12 protein-coding genes are annotated in these 12,613 nt (G+C 72.6%); 3 read left to right on the forward strand and 9 right to left on the reverse strand.

All coding sequences use genetic code 11. The features are described from left to right. Nucleotides 1-6: 6 nt before the first annotated feature. The 4 genes from rsmA to metG all read right to left on the reverse strand — a co-directional run bounded on the left by rsmA (nucleotide 7) and on the right by metG (nucleotide 5,189). Complete coding sequence (gene rsmA, locus ATL31_RS11515) at nucleotides 7-873, reverse strand: 16S rRNA (adenine(1518)-N(6)/adenine(1519)-N(6))-dimethyltransferase RsmA (protein ID WP_211284020.1); 867 nt, start codon at nucleotides 871-873, stop codon at nucleotides 7-9. Between the two features lie 206 nt (nucleotides 874-1,079). Continuing rightward, complete coding sequence (locus ATL31_RS11520; RefSeq protein WP_281256264.1) at nucleotides 1,080-2,207, reverse strand: resuscitation-promoting factor; 1,128 nt, start codon at nucleotides 2,205-2,207, stop codon at nucleotides 1,080-1,082. A gap of 323 nt (nucleotides 2,208-2,530) precedes the next feature. Beyond that, entirely contained in the window at nucleotides 2,531-3,385 is an 855-nt protein-coding gene (locus ATL31_RS11525) for a TatD family hydrolase (RefSeq protein WP_101395893.1), read from the reverse strand. 4 nt (nucleotides 3,386-3,389) lie between these two features. Then, nucleotides 3,390-5,189: a methionine--tRNA ligase gene (gene metG / locus ATL31_RS11530; RefSeq protein WP_101395894.1), complete on the reverse strand. Its 1,800-nt coding sequence runs from the start codon at nucleotides 5,187-5,189 to the stop codon at nucleotides 3,390-3,392. Nucleotides 5,190-5,368: 179 nt separating this feature from the next. Between metG and ATL31_RS11535 the strand changes: the two genes are divergently transcribed. Beyond that, complete coding sequence (locus ATL31_RS11535; protein ID WP_101395895.1) at nucleotides 5,369-5,683, forward strand: hypothetical protein; 315 nt, start codon at nucleotides 5,369-5,371, stop codon at nucleotides 5,681-5,683. Nucleotides 5,684-5,731: 48 nt separating this feature from the next. Here ATL31_RS11535 and ATL31_RS11540 read toward each other — a convergent pair whose 3' ends face one another. After that, a complete protein-coding gene (locus ATL31_RS11540) occupies nucleotides 5,732-6,559 on the reverse strand; it encodes a GNAT family N-acetyltransferase (protein WP_245862354.1) in 828 nt (275 codons plus the stop codon). A 163-nt stretch (nucleotides 6,560-6,722) separates the two neighbouring features. On the opposite strand from ATL31_RS11540, the gene ATL31_RS11545 reads away from it, so the two are divergent. Continuing rightward, nucleotides 6,723-7,325, forward strand: coding sequence for a DUF4126 domain-containing protein (locus ATL31_RS11545; protein ID WP_101395896.1), 603 nt, complete (start codon nucleotides 6,723-6,725; stop codon nucleotides 7,323-7,325). A 23-nt stretch (nucleotides 7,326-7,348) separates the two neighbouring features. Here the strand turns inward: ATL31_RS11545 and ATL31_RS11550 are convergent, their stop codons facing one another. Next, nucleotides 7,349-8,149 (reverse strand): hypothetical protein, encoded by an 801-nt coding sequence (locus tag ATL31_RS11550; protein ID WP_101395897.1) that lies wholly within the window; start codon nucleotides 8,147-8,149, stop codon nucleotides 7,349-7,351. Between the two features lie 89 nt (nucleotides 8,150-8,238). Between ATL31_RS11550 and ATL31_RS11555 the strand changes: the two genes are divergently transcribed. Further along, nucleotides 8,239-8,985: a CPBP family intramembrane glutamic endopeptidase gene (locus ATL31_RS11555; protein WP_101395898.1), complete on the forward strand. Its 747-nt coding sequence runs from the start codon at nucleotides 8,239-8,241 to the stop codon at nucleotides 8,983-8,985. Between the two features lie 60 nt (nucleotides 8,986-9,045). On the opposite strand, the gene ATL31_RS11560 is transcribed toward ATL31_RS11555, so the two are convergent. Genes ATL31_RS11560 through ATL31_RS11570 form a run of 3 tightly spaced genes read right to left on the reverse strand, consistent with a single transcriptional unit; the run spans nucleotide 9,046 to nucleotide 12,550 of the window. Next, on the reverse strand, nucleotides 9,046-9,783 hold the full coding sequence (locus tag ATL31_RS11560) for a succinate dehydrogenase/fumarate reductase iron-sulfur subunit (RefSeq protein WP_101395899.1): 738 nt from the start codon (nucleotides 9,781-9,783) through the stop codon (nucleotides 9,046-9,048). A 52-nt stretch (nucleotides 9,784-9,835) separates the two neighbouring features. Then, the gene (locus ATL31_RS11565; RefSeq protein ID WP_101395900.1) at nucleotides 9,836-11,833 is read right to left on the reverse strand and encodes a fumarate reductase/succinate dehydrogenase flavoprotein subunit; all 1,998 of its coding nucleotides are present in this window, start codon (nucleotides 11,831-11,833) and stop codon (nucleotides 9,836-9,838) included. A gap of 12 nt (nucleotides 11,834-11,845) precedes the next feature. Then, nucleotides 11,846-12,550, reverse strand: a complete 705-nt coding sequence (locus ATL31_RS11570) for a succinate dehydrogenase cytochrome b subunit (RefSeq protein WP_101395901.1) — start codon at nucleotides 12,548-12,550, stop codon at nucleotides 11,846-11,848. Nucleotides 12,551-12,613: the final 63 nt, after the last annotated feature.

The raw sequence follows: 12,613 nt of genomic DNA on the forward strand, positions 1-12,613 counted from the left end.
GGCATCTCAGGCGCGGGCGGCGGCGATGCGGGAGAACGCGGCGACGTCGAGCTGCTCGCCGCGGGTGCGGGGCTCGACCCCGGCGGCCACCAGCGCCGCCTCGGCCGCGGCCGGCGAGCCGGCCCATCCGGCCAGGGCGGCTCGCAGGGTCTTGCGGCGCTGGGCGAACGCGGCGTCGACGACGGCGAACACCTCGGCCCGGGTCGCCGTGGTGACGGGCGGTTCGCGCCGGGTCAGCGCGACCAGGCCGGAGTCGACGTTGGGCACCGGCCAGAACACACTGCGCGGCACGGTGCCGGCCAGGCGCACGTCGGCGTACCAGGCGGCCTTGACGCTGGGGACGCCGTAGGTGCGGCTGCCGGGAGGTGCGGCGAGCCGCTCGGCGACCTCGAGCTGCACCATCACGAGCACGGTGCGCAGGCTCGGGAAGTGCTCCAGCATCCGCAGCACGACCGGGACCGAGACGTTGTACGGCAGGTTCGCGACCAGGGCGGTGGGCGGTGGCCCGGGGAGCTCGGTCACGGCGAGCGCGTCGCCGCGGACGACCTCGAGCCGGGGGGCCAGGGAGGGCGCCAGCGTCTCGACGGTGCCGGGCAGGGCGGCGGCCAGCACGGGGTCGACCTCGAGCGCCACGACCCGGCGCACGGCGGGCAGCAGGGCCAGGGTGAGGCTGCCGAGGCCGGGCCCGACCTCGACCACCACGTCGTCCTCCCCCACGCCCGAGACGCGGACGATGCGGCGCACGGTGTTGCCGTCGACGACGAAGTTCTGCCCCCACTGCTTCGTGGGGCGGATGCCGTGGCGGGCGGCCAGCTCACGGACCTGCGCGGCGCCGAGCAGCGCGGCGGGCGCGGCATCCGGGGCGTCGGTCACGGGCGCCACCCTAGCCACCGCGCAGCTCCCGGCTTTTCGGGGTCACCCCGAAAAGCGCACCGGACAAGACCTGCGAGGCGGGGTCCGGTGCAGCAACCCTTGCGTCGAGGGGGGCGCCGGGCTGCCGGGCGCACGTCGACAAGGGCCGGGAGGCCGCGAGCCGCCGCCTCGGGGAGGCAGCGGCTCAGGGGGCGGGCTCGGGAGGCTCAGGCCGCGGACGCGCAGCCCCAGGGCGAGAGCCCGGCCTTGGCGTAGTAGCGGTTGGCCACGGTGATCTGCTCGGCCCGCGACGCGAGGTCGGGGCGCGACGCGAAGTCGTCGCCGCCGTTGGCGAGCCACGACGGGATGTTGAACTGCAGGCCGCCGTAGTAGCCGTTGCCGGTGTTGATCGACCAGTTGCCGCTCGACTCGCACTGGGCGATGCGGTCCCACATCGCCTCGTTGGCGAGGTTGAGGCCGGCGCCGGAGGTGTTGCCGGCGCTGGGCGCCGGGGCGGCCGCGGCGACCTTGGTGCCGACCTTGACGACCTGGCTGACCGGGCGGGTGAGGACCTTCTGCGACAGCACCGAGGTGCCGGCGAGCCTGCCGTCGACGAAGCGCTGGCTCCGGACGACCTCGCGCCTGCCCTGGCGACCCGGGGTGACGATCGTGGACCGGCCCACCGCGAGGGACGCGTCCTGCTGCTTGACGACCGGGAACGCGATGGCCTCCGTGGTGGTGACGCGCTTGGTGGTGACGCGCTTGAAGACGATCGTCATGCCGTCGGTGACCGGGGTGTCGAGACCGGGGGCCACGACGTCGGTGGCGTTACGGCTGACGTTCAGCTCGCCGAGCACGCCCGAGACCTTGGGCGCCGCGGTGGAGACCGCACGCCGCTTGCCCCCGATGGCGACCGTGACGTCCTTCGGGGTCGAGACCGACATCGACAGGCCCGCACGGCCCAGGGGGAGCGAGCGCGAGGCGGTCAGGACCGCACCGTCGGCCCGCACCCCGATGTCCTTGAGCGCGGCGTCGACCGTGGTGGCCGTCGTCCAGTACTCGCGGGTGACCCCGTCGACCGTGACGACCAGCTTGCGCCCGTACCGCACCGAGATGCGGTCGCCGTCGGAGATCGGGCTGTCCAGGCCCGGGACGACCACGTCGTGCTCTCCCACCGAGATGCCCTGCTTGTCGAGGGCGTCGCGGACGGTGGACCCGAGGACGTGGACCGACGACGCGGTCCCGTCGACGCTCAGGGCCACGGCCTTGTCGAAGTGGGCGACGCCCACCGACCCGACGGCCACGGCGAGGGCCGCGACGCCTTGGGCGGCATGACGAACGGTGCGGTTGAGCAAGACGACTCCAGGGGTGGGGCTCTCCGGGCACCGGCGTCGGACGGCGGCCCGTGGGCCCGGGCCGAGGGGGCCCAGTGCAGGAAACAGCCCTGCCGGCGGCGGTGCCGGGAGGGCGTTCGAACACGTCGTCCGAGGCGTTCCGGCCCCGGCCATCTCCGTCCACCGTGCAGGACGGGACGGGCAAAGGTCAAGTTTCGGTAACGGGAGGGCCAACGATCGGCGACCTCTGACGTCCCATCCGTCCCACCGGCCACACGACACGCGTCGGACCTGAGCGGCCCCTGAGGCGGCCGGCCGGCGCACCCACCCCGCCGCGGCCCGGTTCACCAGGGCCCGTAGAGCCGTTCCGCGTTCTCGGAGAGGCTCTCGCACAAGGTGGCCACCGCCACCCCGAGCACGGCCGCCATCGCCCGCACCGTCAACGGCACGAGGACGGGGCTGTTGGACGCGCCCCGCCAGGGATGTGGCGTCAGGTACGGCGCGTCGGTCTCGACCAGCAGGAGCTCGAGCGGGGTGACCGCGAGCGCGTCCCGCAGGCCCCGCGAGCTCTTGAACGTCACGGTGCCGCTGAACGAGAGGTGGTAGCCGCGCCGGACGCACTCACGCGCCATCTCGAGGTCGCCCGAGAAGCAGTGCATGACCGTGCGCTCGGGCGCCCCTTCCTCGGCCAGCACCCGCAGGACGTCGTCGTGGCTGTCGCGGTCGTGGATCTGCAGGGCCCGCCCGGTGCGCTTGGCGATGTCGATGTGCCGCCGGAACGACTCCTCCTGCACGGGACGCCCTTCGGGCCCGGTGCGGAAGTGGTCGAGGCCGGTCTCGCCGACGACCCGCACCCGCGGATGGGCCGCCAGCTGCTCGACCCGGTCGAGCACGGCGTCGAGCCGTCCCCGGGCGGCCAGCAGGGGCGCCTCGTTGGGGTGCACGGCCACCCCGGCCAGCACCGACGGGTACGCCTCGGCGGCCGCCACGGCGAACTCGTTGCCGGCCTCGTCGCAGCCGATCTGCACGACCCGGTCGACGCCCACCGCGGCCGCGGCCCGCAGTGCGGGCACGAGGTCGCCCACCGCGATCTCGGCGCCCTCACGGCTGATGTCGAGGTGGGTGTGGTTGTCCACCACCGGGATCGGCAGCGGGTCGGGAGGCTCGGGGTCACCCCGCCGACTCGGCTGCGACGTCATCGGCTCAGGCCTCGGCCCGGGCCAGCTCGTCGTCGACGACCGACTCGTCGAGCTTGGTGAAGACCGGCGCCGGCTTGCTGATCGGCGTCCCCACGACGACCGGGCGCGACCCCCACCGCGGGAAGCCCGAGTAGTCGCCGGTGATGACGGGCCACGACCGCCCCTCGTCCTCGGGGTCGAGGCCGGTGACCGTCTCGAGGCGCGGCATCGGCACGAGCTCGCCCTCGCCGCCCAGCACCCTGTGGACGCGGTTGGCGGCGTGCGGCAGGAACGGCGCCAGCATCGTGTTGAGGTCGGCGACGCACTGCACCAGCGTGTGCAGCACGGTGGCCAGGCGCTCCTGCTGGTCCTCGCCCTTCAGCTTGAACGGCTCCGTGCGCGAGACGTAGCCGTTGACCTCGCCGACCACCCGCATGGCCTCGGCGATGGCGGCCTTCTGACGGTGCCGCTCGAGCAGGCCGCCCACGGTCTCGAACCCCGACAGCACGGTGGCGCGGACCTCCTCGTCGACCGGCTCGAGCGGCCCCGGGGCCGGGATCTCCCCGAAGTTCTTGGCCACCATGGCGGCCGTGCGCGAGACCAGGTTGCCCCAGCCGGCCACCAGCTCGGAGTTGTTGCGCTGCACGAACTCGCGCCAGGTGAAGTTGGAGTCCTGGTTCTCGGGGCCGGCCGCGCAGATGAAGTACCGGATGCCGTCGGGGCCGTAGCGGTCGAGGACGTCGCGCACCAGCACCGTGTAGCCGCGCGAGGTCGAGAACTGCCGGCCCTCCATGGTCAGGTACTCGCTCGAGACCACCTCGGTCGGCAGGTTGAGCTCGCCGTAGACGCCCGGCTCGCCGCCGCGGGAGCCCTTGCCGGCGTAGCCGAGGAGCTCGGCGGGCCAGATCTGGGAGTGGAAGGTGATGTTGTCCTTGCCCATGAAGTAGTACGTGAGGGCCTCGGGGTCGTTCCACCACTCGCGCCAGCGCTCGGGCTCGCCCCGGCGCCGCGCCCACTCGATGGAGGCCGAGAGGTAGCCGATGACGGCGTCGAACCACACGTAGAGGCGCTTGGCCGGGTTGTCGCGCCAGCCGTCGAGCGGCACCGGGATGCCCCAGTCGATGTCGCGGGTCATGGCACGGGGCTTGATCTCGTCGAGGATGTTGCGGCTGAACTTGATGACGTTGGGCCGCCAGGTGCCCGACGCCTCGCGCCCCGTGAGCCACTCGCCCAGCGCCTCGGCGAGCGCGGGCAGGTCGAGGAAGAAGTGCTGGGTCTGCACGAACTGCGGGGCCTCGCCGTTGATCTTGCTCCGCGGGTTGATGAGGTCCTCGGGCTCGAGCTGGTTGCCGCAGTTGTCGCACTGGTCGCCGCGCGCGTCCGCGTAGTGGCAGATGGGGCACTCGCCCTCGATGAAGCGGTCGGGCAGGGTGCGCCCGGTCGAGGGCGAGATGGCGCCCTGCTGGGTGCGCTCGACCATGTAGCCGTTGAGCCAGTTCTGCCGGAACAGCTCCTGCGCGACGGCGTAGTGGTTCGCCGTGGTGGTGCGCGTGTAGAGGTCGTAGGTGCAGCCGAGGTCGCACAGCTCGCCGGCGATGAGGGCGTGGTTGCGGTCGACGAACTCGCGCGGGGTCACCCCGGCCTGGTCGGCGAGCACCAGGATGGGCGTGCCGTGCTCGTCGGAGCCGCTGACCATGAGCACGTCGTGCCCCGCCATCCGCATGTAGCGGCTGAACACGTCGGACGGCACCCCGAACCCGGCGACGTGGCCGAGGTGGCGGGGGCCGTTGGCGTACGGCCAGGCGACGGCGGAGAGGACCTTCATGCGACGAATCCTAGGTGCCATCCACACCCGCGTTACCCCCGCCACCGCGGGAGCGGGGAGTGCTCCCCGGTGAGGCGTCGGCCGATCGTCGCCTCCCGCTCCCGCGGCGCCCCTAGGGTCACGCGTGGGGGTTCTCGCGCGCGGCGACCGGCCGCCGTCCCCAGCGAGAAGGAGTGGTCATGAAGCGTTTCCTCGGTACTGCGGCGGCGGCCGCTGCCGTCCTCATCGGCGGAGTGGTCGCGGCACCGGCGGCCAACGCCTGGGGTTATGACTGTCAGTGGACCCGTTTCGGCAACGGCGGAGGGGACTCCTGCTCGGCACCCGCCGGGAACCAGTTCCGGGTCGTTCTCGAGTGCCGGTCCGGCTGGAACGGCCGGATCGTCTACGCCTACGGGCCCTGGCGCAACGCCAACGGCAGCAACTGGTCGCTGGCGACCTGCGCCTCGGGTGACGCCTTCACCGGGGCCATGTACAACCAGGGCCGCTCCGCCTGAGCAGCGACGGGACGGACCCGCCGACCCCCCGTCTTCCTGGGCGCCGGGTCAGCGGGTCCACTCGTACGGCGTCGTGGTGGTGACCTTCACCAGCCCGGCGCGCTCGAGGATGGGGCGCGAGTACTCGGTCGAGTCGCTGTGCAGCACCGTCTTCCCCAGCGCCAGCGCCGACCGGGCCCGCACGGCCGTCAGCGCCCGGTAGATGCCGCGCCCGCGCCACGCCGGCAGCGTGGCGCCCCCCCACACCCCCGCCACCTCCGTGCCCGCCACCGGCTCCAGGCGCCCCGAGCTCACCATCACCCCGTCGGCCTCGGCGACCCAGAGCTCCATGCCGTCCTCGCGCGAGAGCCGGAACATCAGGTCGTCGGCCCGGCGCGTCGAGACCGGGTCGCCGAACGCCTCGTCGGCCATCGCGCTCATGGCCCGCACGTCGGCCTCGGCGGTCACCCGACGCAGCACCACACCGGGTGGCAGCGGCACCTCCACGGCCAGGGCTGCGGCCGGGCCCATCATCACGGACTCGACCTCGCCGGCGACGAAGCCGTGCTCGACCAGCGCCTCGTGCAGCCCGGGCGCGACGTCGTGGCCCCGGGTCTTCCACTCGACGTCGACGACGGACCGGTCGGCCCGGAAGTGCTCCAGCGCCTCGCCCACCCACCCCCGCACGGTCACCGCGCCGGCGCCGTCGAGGTCGCGGTACGAGACGAACCCGCGGCCGCCCGGGAAGGTGGCCATCCGCAGCGGGCCGAGCCGCGCCACCGACACCGCCCCGGGCGTCTCGGCGTCGGTGCGCAGCTGGTCGTCGTAGACGCGCAGCAGCGCGGCGGGGTCGGCGGGAACGCCGGTGGGCGGGGCAGCTGCCGGGTCGGGGGTCACGCCCCGATGGTGGTCGACCCGTCGGCGCCCGTCCACCGGGTTACGCGGGCCCGCACAACGGTTCGGTCACGACGGCACAGGCCGGGACTACGCTGACGTCGGAGCGATGTTGCTCTCCCGGGTGCGAGCGCGTCGTGCGGTCGCCACAGGTCAGGAGGTCGCCGTGCTGGCTGCCCTCACGGGGATGGGCCTGTCCGCCGCGGCGGGCCTGAACGCCTACATCCCCTTCCTCGTCGTCGCGCTGGTCGCTCGTTTCACCGACCTCATCACGCTCCCCTCCGGCTACGAGTGGATCGAGAGCGGCTGGGCGATCGGCATCGGGGCGGTGCTCCTGCTGGCCGAGGTCGTCCTCGACAAGGTGCCCGCCGTCGACACCGTCAACGACACCGTCCAGACCTTCATCCGGCCGAGCATGGGCGGGCTGATCTTCGCCGCCACGAGCGCCGCCTCCGACCTCGACCACTCGACCTGGATGACCCAGCACCCGTGGGTCGGCGTCGTCCTGGGTGTGGTGGTGTCGGGCCTGGTGCACACCGGCAAGATGGCCGCGCGCCCGGTGGTCAACGGCGTCACCGTGGGCACCGGCGGCCCGATCGTCTCCACCGTCGAGGACGGGGCGTCGATCGGCCTCTCCCTGGTGGCCATCCTGGCGCCGGTGTTCGTCGTCGTCGCGCTGGCCCTGCTGGCGTGGTTGCTCATCTGGCTCTGGCTGCGGGTGCGCGACTGGCGCCGCTCGCGCCGCGAACGCGCCTACTCGCCGGGCTGACCCGACGCGGGCCGTCCCGGCCCTCAGGGCGTGATGACGTCGGCCGGCGCGGGCTCGGTGAACGAGCCCACCTGCCCCCAGCGGTCGAACCGCAGGTCGCTCGGGTCGGTGCCCACCGTCGTGAACCGCAGGAGCGCCGCGCTGCCGTCGCTGGCGACGACCAGGCCCCCCGCCCCCAGCCCCAGCCGCCAGACGACGTCCCCGCCGAGCGCCTCGACGAGCGCCGGACGGGTCCGCTTCTGGAGGGTCGTCACGTCGGGGCGCGCGAACCGGGCCGTGAGCAGGCCCCGCAGCGTGTAGGGCCCGACCGCGGCCGCCTGCCGCGGCGAGACCAGGAGGTACTTGTCGCGATAGGGCCGAGCGGCCGCCGCCGAACCCAGGCGGCGGCTCCAGAAGGCCTGGTCGCCCGAGAGCCAGGTCCGGTCGCCCACCGTGAGAAGCTCGGCCGTTCCGGCGCCGGGGGCCGTCACCCGCAGCCGCTGCTGGGTGCCCGAGGCGTTGCCCTCGAGGTCGATGGTGACCCGCACCCGCCCGCGCAGGACGGTCCCGGCCACGTGCGCCGACTGCGCGGACAGCGCGAAGGTCCGGGTGTCGAAGAACAGCTCGCCGACGGGGGGCGGGGTCGGGGGCGCCGCCGGTGACGTGCTCGGGCCGGTGCCGAAGGTCGACGGAGCGGGGAGCCCGGGCACGCCGGAGCAGCCGGTGACGCTCGCGGCGAGCGTCAGCGCCGCCGCCAGGAGCCACCCGCGCACCACCGTGCCGCCGGGGCGCCTCGCGAGCCGCCCGCGGGTGGGCCGGGCGACGGGGCGGGCACGCGATGGCATCGGGTCCCATTGTGCCGCGCCCGGCGGCATCCAGCCGGCTCGCAGCCGGCACCCAGGGTGCGCCGGGGCCGCCCGCCTAGGGTGGGCGGATGCGCCGCCGTCACCTCACCGAGACCTGGCTCGTCCTCGGCGTCTCGCTCGGATCCTCGGCGATCTACGCCCTGTTGCGCATCGTCGACCGGCTGACCCGCCCCGAGGCACTGTCGCAGCAGACGGCCACGATGAACTCGTCCGTCACGCCCGACCGCCCGTGGCTCGACGTCGCGTTCCAGCTCGTCGGCATCGCCCTGGCCCTGGTCCCGGTCGCGCTGGCGCTGCACCTGCTGCGGCGCGACGACCCGGCCGAGCCCCACACCATGGGCTTCGACCTGCGCCGCCCGTTCCAGGACCTGTGGCGCGGCGCCGCCCTGGCGGCCGTCATCGGCATCCCCGGGCTGGGGCTCTACCTGGCGGCCAAGGCGCTGGGGCTCAACACGACGGTGTCGGCCGCGAACCTCGTGGGCGCCGCCTGGTTCACGGTGCCGATCCTGGTCCTGGCGGCCGCGCAGAACGCGGTGCTCGAGGAGACGATCATGATCGGCTACCTCTTCCGCCGGTGGGGGCAGGCCGGCTGGGGCCCCTGGCGGGTCATCGCCACCTCGGCCCTCATCCGCGGTACCTACCACCTGTACCAGGGCTTCGGCGGCTTCGTGGGCAACGTCGTGATGGGGCTGGTCTTCGGGTGGTTCTACACCCGGACGAAACGGGTCATGCCGCTGGTGCTCGCGCACACCGTCCTGGACGTCGTCGCGTTCGTGGGCTACTCGCTGCTCAAGCCGCACGTCGGCTGGCTCTGACCGGGACGCCGTGCGGCCCGCCCCCCGTGGTCGGGGCGGGCCGCACGGCGGGGCGCGGCGTCAGCGACGCAGCGCCGCGCGCAGGTCCTTGTTGAGGGTCGAGATGACGTCCTGCGGGATCCCCTTGGGGCAGGCCTGCGAGCACGCGCCGACGTTGGTGCAGCCGCCGAAGCCCTCGTGGTCGTGCTGGTCGACCATCGACACCACCCGGGCGTCGCGCTCGGGCTGGCCCTGGGGCAGCTCGGAGAGGTGGGTGACCTTGGCGCCCATGAACAGCATGGCCGAGGCGTTGGGGCAGGCGGCGACACAGGCGCCGCAGCCGATGCACTCGGCCGCCATGAAGGCGCGGTCGGCGTGCGGCTTCGGCACCGGGGCCGCGTTGGCCTCGGGCGCCGAACCGGTGTTGACCGAGATGTAGCCGCCGGCCTGGATGATGCGGTCGAAGGCGCCGCGGTCGACGACGAGGTCCTTGATGACCGGGAAGGCGTTGGCGCGCCACGGCTCGACGGTGATGACCTCGCCGTCGGTGAAGCTGCGCATGTGCAGCTGGCAGGTGGTGGTCTTCTCGGGGCCGTGGGCCTTGCCGGAGATCATCAGCCCGCACGAGCCGCAGATGCCCTCGCGGCAGTCGGAGTCGAACGCGATGGGCTCCTCGCCCTTGGCGTTCAGCTGCTCGTTGAGGATGTCGAGCATCTCGAGGAAGCTCATGTCCTCGCTGATGTCGGTGACCTTGTAGGTCTGCATCGAGCCCTGGTGGCGGGGGCCGGGCTGACGCCAGATCTTGAGGGTGAGGTTCATCGGGGTCCTCGGGAGGTAGTGGCGGCGGGCAGGGAGCAGGTGCGCGCCGGGGTCACTTGTAGCTCCGCTGCTTGAGCTGGATGGCTTCGTAGACGAGGTCCTCCTTGTGCAGGACCGGGGTGCCGAGCTCGCCGAACCCGTCGCCGCCGGTGGACTCCCAGGCCGCGACGTACGCGTACTCGTCGTCGTGCCGCAGGGCCTCGCCGTCCTCGGTCTGGCTCTCGACCCGGAAGTGGCCGCCGCAGGACTCGCGACGGTGCAGGGCGTCGATGCACATCAGCTCGCCGAGCTCGAGGAAGTCGGCGACGCGGCCGGCCCTCTCGAGGCTCTGGTTGAGGGTGTCGGCGGCGCCGAGCACCCGCACGTTGCGCCAGAACTCCTCGCGCAGCCCGCGGATGAGGTCGATGGCCTTGAGGAGGCCCTCTTCGGAGCGCTCCATCCCGCAGTACTCCCACATGACCTGGCCGAGCTCGCGGTGGAAGGAGTCGACGCTGCGCTCGCCGTTGATGGCGAGCAGCCGCTCGGTGCGGGACTGGACGCTCTGCCGCGCCGCGACGACCTCGGGGTGGTCGGCGGTGACCGGCTCGAAGGGCGCCTTGGCCAGGTAGTCGCGGATGGTGTTGGGCAGCACGAAGTAGCCGTCGGCGAGACCCTGCATCAGGGCCGAGGCCCCGAGCCGGTTGGCGCCGTGGTCGGAGAAGTTCGCCTCGCCCGCGACGAACAGACCGGGGATGCTCGACTGCAGGTCGTAGTCGACCCAGAGCCCGCCCATCACATAGTGGACGGCGGGGTAGATGCGCATCGGGACCTTGTACGGGTCCTCGCCCGTGATGCGGGCGTACATGTCGAAGAGGTTGCCGTACTTCTCGCTCACGGCCTCCTGCCCGAGACGCTCGATGGCGTCGGCGAAGTCGAGGTAGACCCCGCGCCGGAAGTCGCCGACCTTCGGGCCCACGCCACGACCCTCGTCGCAGACGTTCTTGGCCTGGCGGGAGGCGATGTCGCGGGGCACGAGGTTGCCGTACGAGGGGTAGATCCGCTCCAGGTAGTAGTCGCGGTCCTCCTCCGGGATGTCGCGCGGGTCCTTGTCGCAGTCCTCACGGTTCTTGGGGACCCAGATGCGCCCGTCGTTGCGCAGCGACTCCGACATCAGGGTCAGCTTCGACTGGTGCTCACCGGAGACGGGGATGCAGGTGGGGTGGATCTGGGTGTAGCAGGGGTTGGCCATGTAGGCGCCCTTGCGGTGGGCCCGCCACGACGCGGTGACGTTGGAGCCCATCGCGTTGGTGGAGAGGAAGAAGACGTTGCCGTAGCCGCCGCTCGCGAGCACCACGGCGTCGGCCAGGTGCGTCTCGATCTCGCCGGTGACCAGGTCGCGCACGATGATGCCGCGGGCGCGGCCGTCGACGACGACGACCTCGAGCATCTCGTGGCGGGTGTAGGTGGTGACGGTGCCGGCGGCGACCTGGCGCTCGAGGGCCTGGTAGGCGCCGATGAGCAGCTGCTGGCCGGTCTGGCCGCGCGCGTAGAACGTGCGGGAGACCTGGACGCCGCCGAACGAGCGGTTGTCGAGGAGGCCGCCGTAGTCACGGGCGAACGGGACCCCCTGGGCCACGCACTGGTCGATGATGTTCGCGCTGACCTCGGCCAGGCGGTAGACGTTGGTCTCGCGGGAGCGGTAGTCGCCGCCCTTGACCGTGTCGTAGAAGAGGCGGTAGACGGAGTCGCCGTCCTCCTTGTAGTTCTTGGCCGCGTTGATGCCGCCCTGGGCCGCGATGGAGTGCGCGCGGCGCGGGGAGTCCTGGAAGCAGAAGGACTTCACGTTGTAGCCGGCCTCGCCCAGTGTCGCGGCGGCCGAGCCGCCGGCCAGGCCGGTGCCGACGATGATGACGTCGAGCTTGCGACGGTTGGCGGGGTTGACCAGCGCGGCCTCGAAGCGGCGGGTGGTCCACATCTGCGCGATGGGGCCCGCAGGGGCCTTGGTGTCGGCGATGGGCTCGCCCTCGGTGTACAGCCCGTGGGTGATGCCGGCGTTGATGGTGTCTGTCATCGGTTCCGTGCCTTACTTGATGATGCCGAAGAGGATCGCGAGCGGCGGGAGCAGGAAGCCGACGACCACGACCGCGGCGACGGCGTGGCCGACCAGCTTCGCGCGGCGGTAGGTCGCCGCGGTCCCGGTGAGGCCGAGGGTCTGGCTCGCACTGAAGACCCCGTGCGAGAGGTGCAGGGCGAGGGCGACCATCGCGAGGACGTAGATGAGGGTGTTCCAGGGGACCTGGAAGCTCGCGACGAGCAGCGCGTAGGGGTTCTGCTGGACGTCGGGGCCCTGCTTGGCGGAGTTCACCGAGAACTTCACGATCGAGAACTGGAGCAGGTGCCACACGAGGAACAGGAGGAGGAAGGTGCCGCCCCACCGCATCCACGCGGTGCGCGAGGCCCGCTTGACGGCCTCGTACTTGGTGCGGCGGGCGTTGCCGGCCCGGCTCCACAGCGTGTACGCCGCGTACACGTGCCCCACCAGGCTGAGCACCAGCACGGCCTCGGTGACGTAGAGCAGACCGCGGTACGGCAGCATCGGCTCACCGATGGTGCGCAGGTGCTCGGCGTAGGTGTTGAACGACTCCTGCCCCCACAGCGCCTTCAGGTTGCCGTACATGTGCAGGAGGACGAACGCGACGAACACCAGACCGGTCGCAGCCATGAGGATCTTGAGGCCGATCGTGGTCCGGCGGGCCGTCGCGGGTCGAGATGAAGTCTTGGTGGCCACGAACAGCAACCCTAGCCCCCGCCCCGGACACCAGCGAGGGCTGTCGAGCCCTGCCCAGGTGTG

This window comes from Phycicoccus duodecadis (assembly GCF_002846495.1).
Taxonomy (GTDB): domain Bacteria; phylum Actinomycetota; class Actinomycetes; order Actinomycetales; family Dermatophilaceae; genus Phycicoccus; species Phycicoccus duodecadis.

Coding starts and splice junctions, on each gene's coding strand:
- ATL31_RS11525 (WP_101395893.1), bottom strand. CDS start 3,385: ATGACGTCGCAGCCGAGTCGGCGGGGTGACCCCGAGCCTCCCGACCCG.
- ATL31_RS11555 (WP_101395898.1), top strand. CDS start 8,239: ATGCGCCGCCGTCACCTCACCGAGACCTGGCTCGTCCTCGGCGTCTCG.
- metG (WP_101395894.1), bottom strand. CDS start 5,189: ATGAAGGTCCTCTCCGCCGTCGCCTGGCCGTACGCCAACGGCCCCCGC.
- ATL31_RS11560 (WP_101395899.1), bottom strand. CDS start 9,783: ATGAACCTCACCCTCAAGATCTGGCGTCAGCCCGGCCCCCGCCACCAG.
- ATL31_RS11550 (WP_101395897.1), bottom strand. CDS start 8,149: ATGCCATCGCGTGCCCGCCCCGTCGCCCGGCCCACCCGCGGGCGGCTC.
- ATL31_RS11535 (WP_101395895.1), top strand. CDS start 5,369: ATGAAGCGTTTCCTCGGTACTGCGGCGGCGGCCGCTGCCGTCCTCATC.
- ATL31_RS11565 (WP_101395900.1), bottom strand. CDS start 11,833: ATGACAGACACCATCAACGCCGGCATCACCCACGGGCTGTACACCGAG.